Origin of the sequence: Enterobacter cloacae complex sp. IR53030 (assembly GCF_049238365.1) — a bacterium.
Taxonomy (GTDB): domain Bacteria; phylum Pseudomonadota; class Gammaproteobacteria; order Enterobacterales; family Enterobacteriaceae; genus Enterobacter; species Enterobacter kobei.
Map to the genome: position 1 here is coordinate 237,954 of NZ_JBMKHA010000007.1, position 14,913 is coordinate 252,866.

Sequence of the window (14,913 nt, forward strand, 5' to 3'; positions counted from 1 at the left end):
GCGCTGCGCCCTGACTATTACTTCACGCGTGATACGTATTCGCCGGAGCGGGTATCCACTTTGATCACTTCGCCAGTCTGTACGAACAGTGGCACTTTAACCACAGCACCGGTAGACAGCGTCGCTGGTTTACCGCCAGTACCGGCAGTGTCACCTTTCAGACCTGGATCGGTTTCAACGATTTCCAGCTCAACAAAGTTTGGCGGGGTAACAGCGATAGGCTGACCGTTCCACAGGGTCACGATGCACTCAGCCTGATCCAGCAGCCATTTTTCGCTATCGCCAATCGCTTTCGCGTCAGCAGACAGCTGCTCGAAGGTTTCGTTGTTCATGAAGTGCCAGAACTCACCGTCGTTGTACAGGTAAGTCAGGTTCATATCCACAACATCTGCGCCTTCAGCGGAGTCGGTAGACTTGAAAGTTTTCTCAACGCGGGTACCGGTCAGCAGGCGGCGCAGCTTAACGCGTGCGAATGCCTGGCCTTTACCTGGTTTAACGAATTCGCTGGCTTCAACCGCGTACGGTTCGCCGTCCATCATGATTTTAAGACCAGCACGAAAATCGTTGCTATAGTACGTTGCCATAAGGCCCTCTAAATTTGTTAACTGGTAGCTAAGCCACAAAATGGCGCATATTGTAACCCTAAACACCCCGTCCAGAGAAGATTGGTTATCGCAACTTGCCGATGTAATCACCAGTCCTGATGAATTGCTGCGTCTTTTAGACCTCGATCAGCACCCAGAGTTGCTTGCGGGCCGCGAGGCAAAGCGCCTTTTCGCCCTGCGCGTTCCACGCGCGTTTGTTGCGCGCATGGAGAAAGGCAATCCTGACGATCCGCTTTTAAAACAAACCATTACCTTGCAGGATGAGTTCATTACTGCACCAGGGTACAGCACCGATCCCCTGGAAGAGCAGAACAGTGTGGTACCGGGTTTACTGCATAAGTATCTCAACCGCGCCCTGCTGCTGGTCAAAGGCGGCTGCGCGGTAAATTGCCGTTATTGCTTCCGTCGGCACTTCCCTTACGCCGAAAACCAGGGAAATAAGCGCAACTGGCAGGTCGCGCTGGACTATATCGCCGCCCATTCAGAGCTTGATGAGATTATTTTTTCCGGCGGTGACCCGCTGATGGCAAAAGATCATGAGCTGGACTGGCTATTAACCCAGCTTGAGGCCATCCCGCACATCAAACGTCTGCGTATTCACAGCCGTTTACCGATTGTCATTCCGGCACGCATTACTGACGGACTGGTGTCGCGCCTGGCGCAATCCCGCTTGCAGGTGCTGTTGGTGAACCATATTAACCACGCGAATGAAATTGACGATGCATTTCGCGCGGCGATGGCGCGCCTGCGTAAAGTGGGGGTCACGCTACTAAACCAGAGCGTGCTGCTGCGTGGGGTAAATGATAGCGCCCGCGTGCTGGCCGACCTCAGCAACGCCCTGTTTGATGCGGGTGTCTTGCCCTATTACCTGCATGTGCTGGACCGCGTGCAGGGTGCGGCGCACTTCATGGTGACCGATGAAGAAGCCCGACAGATTATGCGCGAGCTGTTAACGCTGGTTTCAGGTTATATGGTACCCAAGCTGGCGCGCGAAATTGGCGGAGAGCCAAGTAAGACACCGCTGGATTTGCAGCTGCGGCAGCACTAAAAGGCAGGTGGCGCTACGCTTACCTGCCCTACAGGGTCCGGGCGCAGCGCCATCACCGCGTTAACTCAGTTCGGGCACTTGTAGACCTGGCCGCTCATCTGGCTGGCGGTTGGCACGAAGCTAGAGAGCATTCCCTGCGTTGGGCTACTCACGCCGTAAATCACATTGCCGCCCATCGCCGCAGCCTGGTTACGCAGGGCATTCGCCGCACCGCGCATAGAGCCGCCCTCTTCACCATGCTGTCCCGACATCCAGTTGCTTTGCTCGCCCGTGGCCGTGCCTAACAGCTGGCATTCGCTACCCGGCTTATCTTCCACAAAGCGAACACCCTGGCCCGCCGCCGACAGCTCATTGCTGGAGCTACAACCCGCCAGCAGCAATGCTGCCCCTACAATCCCTGCACAGACTTTTACGCGCATGTTATTCCTCGTTTTCAATAAGCTGGACAGTAGTTGTCCGTGTCTAAATCTTATACCTAAAAGATGACCAAAAGAAAAATGCCGAGCATTTCTGCGAGCCAGATTCCGCCAGGCACTCCTCCGACATCTTAAATGAATTCTGATAATAGCCTTTGGGATATCGTGTTTTAGCCCTCGATCGTATGTAGTGGTGCGACGTACAACTTTTGTACGCAATGAAAAAGGGGGTTTCATGAGTGCATCATCCTCAGGAGAGGAAAAAGTGACATGGGTAGGCTATCTGGCGTTTGTACTCACCATCGTATTTTTCTCCGGTTTTTTCGCCAAAAGTACTGAATGGTGGCGCGTGCTGGACTTTACCGTCTTAAACGGTAGCTTTGGACCGGTCAACGGCGCCCTGACGTTTCGCGGCACGGGCGGAACGGGGGCGAAAGACGGGTTTTTATTTGCCCTTGAACTGGCGCCCTCGGTCATTTTATCGCTCGGGATCATTGCCGTCACCGAAGGTCTGGGCGGACTGCGTGCCGCACAACAGCTGATGACGCCTATTTTGCGTCCACTGCTTGGCGTGCCGGGGATCTGCTCTCTGGCCCTTATCGCCAACCTGCAAAACACCGATGCGGCGGCAGGTATGACCAAAGAGCTGACCGACGACGGAGCAATTACCGACCATGAACGCGCCATTTTCGCTACCTTCCTGACCAGCGGAAGCGCCATTATTACCAACTATTTTTCTTCCGGCGCCGCGCTTTTCACGTTTATTACCGTCCCGGTGATCGCGCCGCTGGCCGTCATTCTGGTATTCAAATTTGTTGGCGCTAACTTCCTGCGACTGTGGATCGCCCGTATGGAAGATCATCGTATTCAGGAGGAAAAAAATGATCGCCCAGCCGCGTAAAAATATCATGGACATGTTTATTGATGGTGCCCGTCGCGGCTTTACCATCGCGACCACCAGCCTGCTGCCAAACGTGGTCATGGCATTTGTCATTATTCAGGCGCTGAAGGTGACGGGCCTGCTGGATATCGTGGGCAATGTTTGCGAGCCCGTCATGGCGCTCTGGGGGCTTCCGGGCGCGGCGGCAACGGTCCTTCTGGCCTCGGTGATGAGTATGGGCGGCGGCGTGGGGGTCTGCGCCAGTCTGGTCGCCGCCGGCTCACTCAACGGTCACGATGCCACCATCCTGCTGCCCGCCATCTATTTGATGGGCAATCCGGTGCAAAATACCGGCCGCTGCCTGGGTACCGCAGGCGTGAATCCGAAATATTACCCGCACATTATTACGGTTTGCGTCATTAACGCCCTGCTCTCAATGTGGGTGATGCAGCTACTCTTCTGAGGAGATAAAAATGGATTTTTCAGTGCTGGAACCCCATCTTTTCCGCAACGCACATCTCTACGCCCCGGAGGATCGGGGACATTGCGATCTGCTGATCGCTGGGGGAAAAATTGTTGCGATCGAAAAAGCGGGGCATGCAACAACGCGGATGGCGTGTCCTGAAACCGATCTCGCTGGAGCGGTGATTTGCCCGGGATTTATCGATCAGCACGTGCATCTCATCGGTGGCGGCGGTGAAGCGGGGCCCCACACCCGCACGCCGGAGGTGCGGCTGTCTGCGCTGGTAGCAGCAGGTATCACCTCCGTGGTTGGCCTGCTGGGCACCGACGGCGTCACCCGACACCCTGAATCACTGCTGGCAAAAACACGAGCGCTTGAGCATGAAGGGATCAGCGCGTGGATGCTGACGGGCGCGTACGGACTGCCTTCTCCGACGATTACCGGCAGTATTGAAAAAGATGTGGCGCTGATCGACAAAATCATTGGTGTGAAATGCGCGATTTCCGATCATCGCTCTTCCGCACCAGCGGACGATCGGCTCGCCAGCATGGCCGCCCAGTCACGCGTCGGCGGGCTATTGGGTGCCAAAGCGGGTATCTCCGTTTTTCACCTCGGCAACAGCCCGAAGCTGCTGGAGCCGCTCCTTAACATTCTGAATAACGCTGACGTTCCCCGCACGAAGCTGCTGCCCACCCATGTTAACCGCGGCGAGGCGCTTTTCCTCGCCGCGCTAAACTATGCTCGCGAAGGGGGTTATATCGATATCACCACCAGCATCAGCGAACCCATTGATGCCGCCACCGCCATTGCGACAGCCCGCGAAGCGCAGGTGCCGTTTAACCGTCTCACGCTCAGCTCGGACGGTAACGGTAGCCAGCCGAATTTTGACGCAAATGGCAACCTGGTAGGCATTGGCGTGGCAGGGTTCGAATCCCTTCCGGAAACCCTTCAGCAGTTGGTCAGCCGCTATCACCTGCCGCTGGAGGAGGCGCTTCTGCCATTTACGCGTAATGTGGCGGAATTTCTCGGGCTGGAGCATAAAGGACGGATCGCGCCCGGATGCGATGCCGATATCCTGGTGTTGACGGACGATCTAAAAATCCACGAGGTCTGGGCGAAAGGCCGCCAGATGATGCGCGAAGGTGTTGTGTGCGTGAAAGGCACCTTTGAGTAGCAGCTGGACAGGCAATAAAAAACCCCGGGCATCGCTGCCCGGGGTTCGTTCTGAGAGGTTCAGAACAACATGATTACATCATGCCGCCCATACCACCCATGCCGCCCATACCAGCAGCACCTAAGTCAGGCGCGTCGCCTTTAGGCATATCAGTAACCATGCACTCGGTAGTGATCATCAGGCCAGCTACAGATGCCGCATACTGCAGAGCAGAACGGGTAACTTTAGTTGGGTCCAGAATACCGAAGTCGATCATGTTGCCGTATTCTTCAGTTGCCGCGTTGTAACCGTAGTTACCTTCGCCCGCTTTCACGTTGTTCGCAACCACAGATGGCTCTTCACCGGCGTTAGAAACGATCTGACGCAGAGGCGCTTCCATTGCGCGCAGCGCAACTTTGATACCCACGTTCTGGTCTTCGTTCTGTGCAGTCAGGCCAGCCAGTTTAGCGGCAACACGCACCAGCGCAACGCCACCACCAGCAACCACGCCTTCTTCTACCGCAGCACGGGTCGCGTGCAGGGCATCGTCAACGCGCGCTTTTTTCTCTTTCATTTCAACTTCGGTCGCAGCACCGACTTTGATAACGGCGACACCGCCTGCCAGTTTCGCTACGCGCTCCTGCAGTTTTTCACGGTCGTAATCAGAGGTTGCTTCTTCGATCTGCTTACGGATCTGACCAACACGGCCCTGAATAGCGGCTTCTTCACCCACACCGTCGATGATGGTGGTGGTGTCTTTGTTGATCACAACGCGTTTTGCCTGGCCCAGGTCTTCCAGGGTCGCTTTTTCCAGCTCCATACCGATCTCTTCAGAGATAACGGTACCGCCAGTCAGGGTAGCGATATCCTGCAGCATCGCTTTACGACGATCGCCGAAGCCAGGTGCTTTAACCGCAGCCACTTTCACGATGCCACGCATGGTGTTAACCACCAGGGTCGCCAGCGCTTCGCCTTCAACGTCTTCAGCGATGATAACCAGCGGTTTGCCTGCTTTCGCAACGGCTTCCAGCACTGGCAGCATTTCGCGGATGTTGGAGATTTTCTTGTCAGCCAGCAGGATGAACGGGCTTTCCAGCTCAACAGCGCCAGTCTCTGGCTTGTTGATGAAGTATGGGGACAGGTAGCCGCGGTCGAACTGCATACCTTCAACCACGTCCAGTTCGTCTTCCAGACCGGTACCGTCTTCAACGGTGATAACGCCTTCTTTACCGACTTTGTCCATCGCTTCAGCGATCAGTTTACCTACGGTTTCGTCGGAGTTAGCGGAGATGGTACCTACCTGAGCAATGGCTTTGGAGTCAGAGCACGGTACGGACAGCGCTTTCAGCTCTTCAACAGCGGAAGCGACAGCTTTGTCGATACCACGTTTCAGATCCATTGGGTTCATGCCCGCAGCAACGGCTTTCAGACCTTCAGTGATGATAGCCTGCGCCAGTACGGTCGCGGTGGTGGTACCGTCACCTGCAGCATCGTTCGCTTTAGAGGCAACTTCTTTCACCATCTGCGCACCCATGTTTTCGAACTTGTCTTCCAGTTCGATTTCACGTGCTACAGAAACACCATCTTTGGTGATGGTTGGCGCGCCGAAGGATTTATCCAGCACTACGTTACGGCCTTTCGGGCCCAGGGTCACTTTAACTGCATCGGCCAGTACGTTTACGCCGCGGAGCATTTTTACACGAGCGTCGTTACCGAATTTTACGTCTTTAGCTGCCATGTTCTTATTTCCTCAAATTCTCGTGCGTAAATTACGCTTCAACAATTGCCAGAATGTCGCTCTCGGACATGATCAACACTTCTTCATTGTCGATCTTCTCGGATTTCACGCCGTAGCCATCGTTGAAAATTACGATGTCACCAACTTTAACGTCCAGCGGCTGCACAGTTCCGTTTTCCAGGATGCGGCCCTTACCGACAGCGATGATTTCGCCACGCGTTGATTTGGCTGCAGCAGAACCGGTCAGAACGATGCCGCCAGCAGACTTGGTTTCAACTTCTTTACGTTTGACGATCACACGATCATGTAACGGACGAATACTCATTGATAGCTCTCCTTTGAGAAAGTCATTATCAGTTATGGATGACGCCGGCCCGCATGCGGTTTTCCGACTAGTGCCCTGAGAGATGGGGATAGCTTTTTCCCCCTTCAAGGGGGAGTTGAAAAAAAATTTTGCGAAAGTGTTACCATCCCCTCTCTTTTGGTATTGGCAGGACGATGTCAATGAGTGGACTTAAACAGGAGTTGGGACTGGCGCAGGGCGTTGGCCTGCTCTCAACCTCCTTGTTAGGTACGGGCGTATTTGCCGTACCCGCACTGGCGGCGCTGGTAGCAGGCAATAACAGCCTGTGGGCGTGGCCGGTGCTGATTGTGCTGGTGTTTCCGATAGCCATTGTGTTTGCCATCCTCGGGCGGCACTTCCCTGACGCAGGCGGTGTGGCGCACTTTGTCGGGCTGGCGTTTGGCCCGCAACTGAAGCGTGTTACCGGCTGGCTGTTTCTCTCGGTGATCCCGGTGGGTCTTCCTGCGGCATTGCATATTGCAACCGGCTTTGGACAGGCGCTGTTTGGCTGGCATAACGAGCAGCTCCTGCTGGCTGAACTGGGTACGCTGGCCATTGTCTGGTGGGTGGGCTCACGCGGTGCCAGCTCAAGTGCAAACCTGCAGACGCTGGTTGCGGTACTGATTGTTGCGCTCGTCGCGGCTGTCTGGTGGGCGGGCGATATCACAATTAAGGACATTCCCTTCCCGGCAGCGACAAACATTGACCATTCACAGCTTTTCGCCGCCCTTGCCGTTATGTTCTGGTGTTTTGTGGGTCTCGAAGCGTTCGCCCATCTGGCCTCTGAATTTAAGCAGCCTGAGCGCGATTTTCCGCGCGCGCTGATGATTGGCCTGCTGCTGGCAGGAACAGTTTACTGGGCCTGCACCGTGCTGGTATTGCACTTCAACGCATTCGGTGCGGATAAAGCGGCTGCCGCGTCACTGCCTGGCATAGTGGTACACCTGTTTGGCGTAAAAGCGCTGTGGGTCGCATGTATGATTGGCTATCTCGCCTGTTTTGCCAGCCTGAATATTTATATCCAGAGCTTTGCCCGTCTGGTGTGGTCGCAGGCGCTTTATAATCCTGAAAGCCGTCTTGCGCAGTTGTCCAAACGTCAACTTCCGGTGAATGCACTGAATACCGTGCTGGGCTGCTGCGTGTTGAGTACGCTGGGTATTTACGTACTGAAAATCAATCTGGATGCCCTGATCGTCTACGCCAACGGCATTTTCATTATGATCTATCTGCTGTGCATGCTGGCGGGCTGTCGTCTGCTGAAAGGCCGCTATAAAGCACTGGCGGTCGTCGGGGGTGTGCTTTGCCTGCTGTTGCTGGCAATGGTGGGATGGAAGAGTGTGTATGCCATCGTCATGCTGGCAGGGCTGTGGCTGTTTTTACCGAAGCGGCAAACCCCGCAGGCCCGGTGAGCGATGCGCCACCGGGCATAAAAATCACCGATCGTCTTTGTGGTCTAAACGGTCGTGCTGTTCATCCTTACGCTGATACTCCCCTTCAAACGTATCGCCCGGGCCCGTACTGAAGCCACCGCCCGGCATACGGCTAAAACGCAGATGCGGCAGCAGCTTCATGGTCAGGTGTTTTTGCACTGGCGGCAGAAGCAGCAAAAGGCCGAGGAAGTCGGTAAAGAAGCCAGGCAGAATAAGCAGCAGACCCGCGATAATCAGCGACACGCTTTTGATCATCTCTTCTGCTGGGCTTTCGCCTGCAGCCATCTTCTGCTGCATTATCAGGAAATTTTTGAAACCCTGGTTACGCACCAGCGACATGCCGATGACGGAGGTGAAAATCACCAGAACCAGCGTCAGCAGGACGCCCAGTACATGGGCAACCTGGATAAAAATGGAAATCTCAATGTAAACATAGAGAAAGAAAGCAATAAATGGTATCCAGCGCACTGGCATCTCCTGTAGGGCAGGTGCCGTCAGGCCCCTGTCTGAATGTGTTCGCGACGCGCGTTTGTATGAAATGGTGGCAGTTAGCGAAAATTCAATCGGTTTGCACGGATATTTTTTCTGGAAATATTAAAGCGGTGACACATTTCACAGATTAATAATTATCATGGAATCGGCTCGATAATAAGTGATCCAGCTTACGGCAATTCGCTATCATCAGCATATGATCTCGAGCATCTGGCTGATTGAGGGAATAATCGTCGGTCAGAAAATATTCAAAACCACATATATACTGTGTGTTTAGTACAATCCATCGGCAGCTTGAAAAGAAGGTTCACATGTTAAACAACATTCGTATCGAAGAAGACTTGTTGGGTACCAGGGAAGTTCCAGCGGATGCCTACTATGGTGTTCACACTCTGAGAGCGATTGAAAACTTCTACATCAGCAACAGCAAAATCAGCGATATCCCTGAGTTTGTCCGTGGCATGGTGATGGTGAAGAAAGCCGCAGCGCTGGCTAACAAAGAGCTGCAAACCATTCCTAAAAGCGCAGCAAATGCGATTATCGCTGCCTGCGATGAAGTGCTGAACAACGGCAAATGCATGGATCAGTTCCCGGTTGACGTCTATCAGGGCGGCGCGGGTACCTCCGTCAACATGAATACCAACGAAGTACTGGCAAACATCGGCCTGGAGCTGATGGGTCATCAGAAAGGTGAATACCAGTACCTGAACCCGAACGACCACGTTAACAAATGCCAGTCCACCAACGACGCCTACCCAACCGGCTTCCGTATCGCGGTGTATGCCTCCGTGGTGAAACTGGTGGACGCCATCAACCAACTGGGCGATGGCTTCCAGCGTAAAGCGGTTGAGTTCCAGGATATCCTGAAAATGGGTCGTACCCAGTTACAGGACGCAGTGCCAATGACGCTGGGCCAGGAATTCCACGCATTTAACGTGCTGCTGAATGAAGAGACCAAAAACCTGCTGCGCACCTCTGAGCTGCTGCTGGAAGTGAACCTGGGCGCAACCGCCATCGGTACGCGTCTGAACACCCCGGATGGCTATCAGCAGCTGGCGGTTCAGAAGCTGGCTGAAGTGTCCAACCTGCCGGTCGTGCCTGCGGAAGACCTGATTGAAGCCACCTCCGACTGCGGCGCGTACGTGATGGTACACAGCGCACTGAAACGTCTGGCGGTGAAACTGTCCAAAATCTGTAATGACCTGCGCCTGCTCTCTTCCGGCCCGCGCGCTGGCCTGAACGAAATCAACCTGCCAGAACTGCAGGCGGGTTCGTCCATCATGCCAGCTAAGGTGAACCCGGTCGTGCCAGAAGTGGTGAACCAGGTTTGCTTCAAAGTCATCGGTAACGACACTACCGTGACGATGGCCTCCGAGGCCGGTCAGCTGCAGCTGAACGTAATGGAGCCTGTGATTGGCCAGGCGATGTTCGAATCTATCCACATCCTGACTAACGCCTGCTACAACCTGCTGGAAAAATGCATTAACGGCATTACCGCAAATAAAGAAGTGTGTGAAGGCTACGTTTACAACTCTATCGGGATCGTCACCTACCTCAACCCGTTCATCGGTCACCATAACGGTGACATCGTCGGTAAGATTTGTGCCGAAACCGGTAAGAGCGTGCGTGAAGTGGTGCTGGAGCGCGGACTGTTGACCGAGGCTGAGCTGGACGATATCTTCTCCGCCCAGAACCTGATGCACCCGGCATATAAAGCGAAACGATATACCGATGAAAGCGAACAGTAACCGTTCAGGCTAGGCTTTTAAAGGCACGTCACTTGTGACGTGCCTTTTTTCTTTTTAGGCGTTACCAAAATACAACAATTCAATATCAACTTGTTAATAAGCAAGGCAGGTCCTTATGTTTGGAGCAGAACTCGTCATCGTCTTGTTGGCGATTTATTTGGGAGCAAGACTCGGGGGTATCGGCATCGGTTTTGCCGGCGGTCTCGGGGTGCTCGTTCTTACTCTTATCTTTCAGATTAAACCCGGCGCAATCCCCTTTGACGTTATCGAAATCATCATGGCAGTTATTGCCGCTATCGCCGCTATGCAGGTGGCAGGCGGTATGGACTACCTGGTGAGTCTGGCGGAGCGTATGCTGCGCCGCCATCCTAAATACATTACCTTCCTTGCCCCGCTGGTCACCTGGCTTATGACCATTCTCGCGGGAACTGGCCACACGGCGTTCTCCACGCTGCCGGTGATTACCGAAGTGGCAAAAGAACAGGGGATTCGCCCGTCTCGTCCCCTCTCTATTGCCGTCGTTGCGTCTCAGATTGCCATCACCGCGTCGCCGATCTCTGCCGCCGTGGTCTTCTTCGCCGGTATCCTTGAGCCGATGGGTGTGAGCTACCTGACGCTGCTGGCGATCTGTATTCCGGTGACGCTGATTGCGGTCATGATTACTGCCGTGCTGTGTAACTTCCTCGGTGCCGAACTGAAAGACGATCCGGTTTACCAGGAGCGTCTGGCAAAAGGTGAAGTGAGACTGCGCGGTAGCCAGGTCTTCGAACTGAAGCCACACGCAAAGCGCTCCGTACTGCTTTTCCTGATTGGTATCGTCGCAGTGATGTTCTACGCAACCGCCATCAGTGACACCGTGGGGCTGATTCAGAATCCGGTTCTGCCGCGTAACGAAGCGATTGTGGTGTTCATGCTGACTATCGCGACGCTGATTAGTATCACCTGTAAAATCGACACCAGCGAAGTGCTGAACGCCAGTACCTTTAAATCCGGTATGAGCGCCTGCGTGTGTGTACTGGGTGTGGCATGGCTCGGCGATACTTTCGTGAAGGCGCATATCAGCGATATCCAGACCGTAGCCGGCGACCTGCTGCACAACTACCCGTGGCTGCTGGCAGTCGTGCTGTTCTTTGCTGCGACCCTGCTTTACTCCCAGGCAGCAACCACCAAAGCGCTGATGCCTGCGGCACTCATGTTAGGCGTAACGCCGCTGACGGCGATTGCCTCTTTCGCAGCCGTTTCCGCACTGTTCGTTCTGCCAACCTACCCAACCCTGCTGGCAGCGGTTGAAATGGATGACACTGGCTCTACCCGTATCGGTAAATACGTGTTTAACCACGCGTTTCTGATCCCGGGCGTGGTGGCAATTACGCTTTGCGTCATCCTCGGCTTTATCATCGGTGGCATTGTGCTGTAAACCTTCAGCCGTTGTAAAAATAGTTAAAATCGGGCCGCACTGTGGCCCGATTCATTAATGACCAATCGTCTTGCGTGATATAGTGAAGACTTTCGTGATGAGGAGGTCGACTTGTGAACACGCCTGATGCCGTTGTCGTACTGTGTACCGCCCCTGATGAAGCCTCTGCCCAGGATCTCGCCGCCAAAGTGCTGGCCGAAAAATGGGCAGCCTGCGTAACGCTCCTCCCCGGCGCAACCTCCCTTTATTACTGGGAAGGCAAACTGGAGCAGGAGTACGAAGTCCAGATGTTGCTAAAAACCAACCGGGCGAACCAGCAGGCGCTCCTCGACTGCCTCAAGTCTCATCATCCTTACCAAACTCCAGAGCTGCTGGTGCTGCCAGTGCTCCATGGCGATAACGACTATCTCACATGGCTCAACGCTTCCTTACGCTGATCCTGCTGCTGTGCAGCACATCAGTATTTGCCGGGTTGTTTGACGCACCCGGCCGTTCAAACTTTATTCCTGCCGACCAGGCGTTTGTTTTCGATTTTCAGCAGAACCAGCACGATCTCAATCTGACCTGGCAGGTGAAAGAGGGTTACTACCTTTACCGCAAACAGGTCAGCATCACGTCCGCAAAGGCTAACGTCGGCGCATTGCAGATGCCCGCGGGCGAGTGGCACGAGGACGAGTTCTACGGTAAGAGTGAAATCTATCGTCAGCGCTTAAACGTCCCCGTCACGGTGAATCAGGCGGATAAAGGCGCCACGCTGACCGTGACGTATCAGGGCTGTGCCGACGCGGGCTTCTGCTATCCTCCTGAAACGAAGGTCGTTCCGCTTACTGAAGTTAAAGCGGCTGCCTCCTCTCTCCCCTCGGGGGAGAGGGCCAGGGTGAAGGGAGAAGGCGAAGCCACTTCAGATCTTCCCTTCTCAGCGTTTTGGGCGCTACTGATTGGTATTGGCATTGCCTTTACGCCGTGTGTACTGCCCATGTACCCGCTGATCTCCGGGATTGTGCTAGGCGGTAAGCAACGGCTTTCCACCGCCCGGGCGCTGCTGCTGGCTTTTATTTATGTCCAGGGCATGGCATTAACCTACACGGCGCTCGGCCTCGTGGTCGCCGCCGCTGGATTGCAATTCCAGGCAGCGCTTCAGCATCCTTACGTGCTTATTGGTCTGTCAGTTGTCTTTATTCTTTTGGCGCTGTCGATGTTTGGCCTGTTCACTCTGCAACTGCCCTCTTCGCTGCAAACCCGCTTAACGCTGATGAGTAATCGTCAGCAGGGAGGATCTGCAGGCGGCGTGTTCGCAATGGGTGCAATTGCCGGGCTAATCTGTTCACCCTGCACCACTGCGCCGCTCAGCGCCATCCTGCTGTACATCGCCCAGAGCGGCAATATGTGGCTCGGTGGCGGAACGCTGTATCTTTATGCGCTGGGGATGGGTCTGCCGCTCATTCTTGTGACGGTCTTTGGTAATCGTCTGCTGCCGAAAAGCGGGCCGTGGATGGAGACGGTGAAAACCGCGTTTGGTTTTGTCATTCTGGCGCTACCGGTGTTCCTGCTGGAGCGCATCATCGGAGACGAGTGGGGAAGGCGTCTGTGGGCGATGCTTGGCGTCGCATTCTTCTCCTGGGCATTTATCGTCAGCCTGGGGGCGAAAAAGCCATGGATGCGCCTTGTGCAAATCCTGCTGCTGGCGGCTGCACTGGTCAGCGTGCGTCCGCTGCAGGACTGGGCATTTGGCACGCCGGTGGGTCAGACGCAGGCGCATCTGGACTTCACCCGCATTAACAATGTCGATGAGCTCAATAGCGCCCTGGCTCAGGCAAAAGGTAAACCGGTGATGCTCGATCTCTATGCTGACTGGTGTGTTGCCTGCAAAGAGTTTGAAAAATACACCTTTAGCGATCCTCAGGTACAAAGCGCCCTGAAAGAGACGGTATTGCTCCAGGCAAACGTCACCGCCAACAATGAGCAGGATAAGACTCTGCTTAAGCACCTTAACGTACTCGGGCTGCCAACCATTTTATTCTTCAATGAACAAGGGGAAGAGCAGCCAGAACAGCGTGTAACCGGGTTTATGGATTCAACGGCATTCAGCGCGCATTTGCGCAATCGCCAACCGTAAACAACACTTTAGACGGGACATACCGTTGGGAATAGCGGAGGAGATAACCGTGCAACGTGAAGACGTACTGGGACAAGCCCTGCAATTACTTGAGATTCAAGGGATCGCCAGCACCACGCTTGAGATGGTAGCCGACCGTATCGATTACCCTCTGGATGAGTTAACGCGTTTCTGGCCGGATAAAGAGGCCCTGCTTTATGATGCGCTGCGCTACCTTAGCCAGCAGGTGGATATCTGGCGCAGACAGTTGATGCTTAATGAAGAACTGACGGCTGAGCAAAAGCTGTTGGCTCGCTACACCGCCCTGACTGAATGTGTCAGTAACAATCGTTATCCGGGCTGCCTGTTTATTGCCGCCTGTACATTTTATCCCGATCCCGGGCATCCAATACATCAGCTGGCGGATCAGCAAAAGCGTGCGGCGCATGACTTCACTCACGAGCTACTGACAACGCTTGAAGTGGATGACCCGGCAATGGTCGCTAAGCAGATGGAGCTGATACTGGAGGGTTGTCTGAGCCGCATGCTGGTGAATCGTAGCCAGGCCGATGTGGATACGGCGCACCGTCTGGCGGAAGATATTCTTCGCTTTGCTCAGTGTCGTATGGGCGGGGCGTTGACGTAAGCGAATCAGCGAAATTTGGTCTTTTCGGCGCGTAAACCGCCAGATTGCCGCAAAGTTAAGCAATTGAACAGCTTTCCCCGAAATAATGTTGACGATAAGGCGCGATTGCGGTTTAATGCGCTCCGTTGCCCGGATAGCTCAGTCGGTAGAGCAGGGGATTGAAAATCCCCGTGTCCTTGGTTCGATTCCGAGTCCGGGCACCACTATTTAAAGAACCCAGCCTATGGCTGGGTTTTTGCTTTTCTGCGTTTATAAATCCCTTCTTTTATATTCTTGCTTCTCTTTCCGGTGAGATCGCGCAATCTGCTTTGCCGGATGGCGGCTTTGCCTTATCGGCCTACGGGAAAGTTTCAAGGAGAGGAATAACGCCCAAAGCAAAAAACCCCGCACCTTACGGTACGGGGTTCTTCTTGATTGATGCCTGGCAGTTCCCTACTCT

16 protein-coding genes and 1 tRNA gene are annotated in these 14,913 nt (G+C 54.4%); 12 read left to right on the forward strand and 5 right to left on the reverse strand.

What is annotated here, in order from left to right:
* Positions 1 to 17: 17 nt before the first annotated feature.
* Entirely contained in the window at positions 18 to 584 is a 567-nt protein-coding gene (efp, locus tag ACOTXR_RS10200) for an elongation factor P (protein ID WP_014882207.1), read from the reverse strand.
* 40 nt (positions 585 to 624) lie between these two features.
* Here efp and epmB point away from each other — a divergent pair, with 40 nt between their 5' ends.
* On the forward strand, positions 625 to 1,653 hold the full coding sequence (epmB, locus tag ACOTXR_RS10205) for an EF-P beta-lysylation protein EpmB (RefSeq protein ID WP_023338937.1): 1,029 nt from the start codon (positions 625 to 627) through the stop codon (positions 1,651 to 1,653).
* Between the two features lie 65 nt (positions 1,654 to 1,718).
* On the opposite strand, the gene ACOTXR_RS10210 is transcribed toward epmB, so the two are convergent.
* The gene (locus ACOTXR_RS10210) at positions 1,719 to 2,072 is read right to left on the reverse strand and encodes a DUF4156 domain-containing protein (RefSeq protein WP_014882205.1); all 354 of its coding nucleotides are present in this window, start codon (positions 2,070 to 2,072) and stop codon (positions 1,719 to 1,721) included.
* A gap of 232 nt (positions 2,073 to 2,304) precedes the next feature.
* Between ACOTXR_RS10210 and ACOTXR_RS10215 the strand changes: the two genes are divergently transcribed.
* From ACOTXR_RS10215 to iadA, 3 genes are read left to right on the forward strand one after another with little or no spacing between them, the layout of a single operon-like run.
* Positions 2,305 to 2,970: a nucleoside recognition domain-containing protein gene (locus ACOTXR_RS10215; RefSeq protein WP_058690327.1), complete on the forward strand. Its 666-nt coding sequence runs from the start codon at positions 2,305 to 2,307 to the stop codon at positions 2,968 to 2,970.
* The gene (locus tag ACOTXR_RS10220; RefSeq protein WP_014882203.1) at positions 2,951 to 3,412 is read left to right on the forward strand and encodes a YjiG family protein; all 462 of its coding nucleotides are present in this window, start codon (positions 2,951 to 2,953) and stop codon (positions 3,410 to 3,412) included. Before ACOTXR_RS10215 ends, ACOTXR_RS10220 begins: the two co-directional genes overlap by 20 nt.
* Before the next feature lie 10 nt (positions 3,413 to 3,422).
* Positions 3,423 to 4,586 carry a beta-aspartyl-peptidase gene (gene iadA, locus ACOTXR_RS10225; protein ID WP_058690328.1) on the forward strand — a complete coding sequence of 388 codons (1,164 nt, stop codon included), beginning with the start codon at positions 3,423 to 3,425 and terminating at the stop codon, positions 4,584 to 4,586.
* 73 nt (positions 4,587 to 4,659) lie between these two features.
* Here iadA and groL read toward each other — a convergent pair whose 3' ends face one another.
* Positions 4,660 to 6,303 (reverse strand): chaperonin GroEL, encoded by a 1,644-nt coding sequence (gene groL, locus ACOTXR_RS10230; protein WP_014882201.1) that lies wholly within the window; start codon positions 6,301 to 6,303, stop codon positions 4,660 to 4,662.
* Between the two features lie 31 nt (positions 6,304 to 6,334).
* A complete protein-coding gene (locus ACOTXR_RS10235; protein ID WP_003855929.1) occupies positions 6,335 to 6,628 on the reverse strand; it encodes a co-chaperone GroES in 294 nt (97 codons plus the stop codon).
* A gap of 179 nt (positions 6,629 to 6,807) precedes the next feature.
* Between ACOTXR_RS10235 and yjeH the strand changes: the two genes are divergently transcribed.
* The gene (gene yjeH / locus ACOTXR_RS10240) at positions 6,808 to 8,055 is read left to right on the forward strand and encodes an L-methionine/branched-chain amino acid transporter (RefSeq protein ID WP_058690329.1); all 1,248 of its coding nucleotides are present in this window, start codon (positions 6,808 to 6,810) and stop codon (positions 8,053 to 8,055) included.
* A 24-nt stretch (positions 8,056 to 8,079) separates the two neighbouring features.
* Here yjeH and ACOTXR_RS10245 read toward each other — a convergent pair whose 3' ends face one another.
* Positions 8,080 to 8,544: an FxsA family protein gene (locus ACOTXR_RS10245; RefSeq protein ID WP_014882199.1), complete on the reverse strand. Its 465-nt coding sequence runs from the start codon at positions 8,542 to 8,544 to the stop codon at positions 8,080 to 8,082.
* Between the two features lie 335 nt (positions 8,545 to 8,879).
* On the opposite strand from ACOTXR_RS10245, the gene aspA reads away from it, so the two are divergent.
* The 7 genes from aspA to ACOTXR_RS10280 all read left to right on the forward strand — a co-directional run.
* The gene (gene aspA, locus ACOTXR_RS10250; RefSeq protein WP_003855923.1) at positions 8,880 to 10,316 is read left to right on the forward strand and encodes an aspartate ammonia-lyase; all 1,437 of its coding nucleotides are present in this window, start codon (positions 8,880 to 8,882) and stop codon (positions 10,314 to 10,316) included.
* A gap of 115 nt (positions 10,317 to 10,431) precedes the next feature.
* Entirely contained in the window at positions 10,432 to 11,733 is a 1,302-nt protein-coding gene (locus tag ACOTXR_RS10255; RefSeq protein WP_058690330.1) for an anaerobic C4-dicarboxylate transporter, read from the forward strand.
* A 113-nt stretch (positions 11,734 to 11,846) separates the two neighbouring features.
* Positions 11,847 to 12,170, forward strand: a complete 324-nt coding sequence (cutA, locus tag ACOTXR_RS10260; protein ID WP_014882197.1) for a divalent cation tolerance protein CutA — start codon at positions 11,847 to 11,849, stop codon at positions 12,168 to 12,170.
* Positions 12,146 to 13,849 (forward strand): protein-disulfide reductase DsbD, encoded by a 1,704-nt coding sequence (locus ACOTXR_RS10265; protein WP_058690332.1) that lies wholly within the window; start codon positions 12,146 to 12,148, stop codon positions 13,847 to 13,849. The genes cutA and ACOTXR_RS10265 overlap by 25 nt, the downstream gene beginning before the upstream one ends.
* Positions 13,850 to 13,898: 49 nt before the next feature.
* Complete coding sequence (locus ACOTXR_RS10270) at positions 13,899 to 14,474, forward strand: transcriptional regulator (protein ID WP_023331831.1); 576 nt, start codon at positions 13,899 to 13,901, stop codon at positions 14,472 to 14,474.
* A 127-nt stretch (positions 14,475 to 14,601) separates the two neighbouring features.
* Positions 14,602 to 14,677, forward strand: a tRNA-Phe gene (locus ACOTXR_RS10275).
* A partial coding sequence (locus ACOTXR_RS10280; protein WP_421767027.1) for a hypothetical protein occupies positions 14,645 to 14,913 on the forward strand: 269 nt, incomplete at its 3' end. The genes ACOTXR_RS10275 and ACOTXR_RS10280, both read left to right, overlap by 33 nt.

What these genes read in the sequence shown, in the direction of transcription:
- efp (WP_014882207.1), bottom strand. Translation starts at nt 584, where the DNA reads ATGGCAACGTACTATAGCAACGATTTTCGTGCTGGTCTTAAAATCATG.
- epmB (WP_023338937.1), top strand. Translation starts at nt 625, where the DNA reads ATGGCGCATATTGTAACCCTAAACACCCCGTCCAGAGAAGATTGGTTA.
- ACOTXR_RS10210 (WP_014882205.1), bottom strand. Translation starts at nt 2,072, where the DNA reads ATGCGCGTAAAAGTCTGTGCAGGGATTGTAGGGGCAGCATTGCTGCTG.
- ACOTXR_RS10215 (WP_058690327.1), top strand. Translation starts at nt 2,305, where the DNA reads ATGAGTGCATCATCCTCAGGAGAGGAAAAAGTGACATGGGTAGGCTAT.
- ACOTXR_RS10220 (WP_014882203.1), top strand. Translation starts at nt 2,951, where the DNA reads ATGATCGCCCAGCCGCGTAAAAATATCATGGACATGTTTATTGATGGT.
- iadA (WP_058690328.1), top strand. Translation starts at nt 3,423, where the DNA reads ATGGATTTTTCAGTGCTGGAACCCCATCTTTTCCGCAACGCACATCTC.
- groL (WP_014882201.1), bottom strand. Translation starts at nt 6,303, where the DNA reads ATGGCAGCTAAAGACGTAAAATTCGGTAACGACGCTCGTGTAAAAATG.
- ACOTXR_RS10235 (WP_003855929.1), bottom strand. Translation starts at nt 6,628, where the DNA reads ATGAGTATTCGTCCGTTACATGATCGTGTGATCGTCAAACGTAAAGAA.
- yjeH (WP_058690329.1), top strand. Translation starts at nt 6,808, where the DNA reads ATGAGTGGACTTAAACAGGAGTTGGGACTGGCGCAGGGCGTTGGCCTG.
- aspA (WP_003855923.1), top strand. Translation starts at nt 8,880, where the DNA reads ATGTTAAACAACATTCGTATCGAAGAAGACTTGTTGGGTACCAGGGAA.
- ACOTXR_RS10255 (WP_058690330.1), top strand. Translation starts at nt 10,432, where the DNA reads ATGTTTGGAGCAGAACTCGTCATCGTCTTGTTGGCGATTTATTTGGGA.
- ACOTXR_RS10265 (WP_058690332.1), top strand. Translation starts at nt 12,146, where the DNA reads ATGGCTCAACGCTTCCTTACGCTGATCCTGCTGCTGTGCAGCACATCA.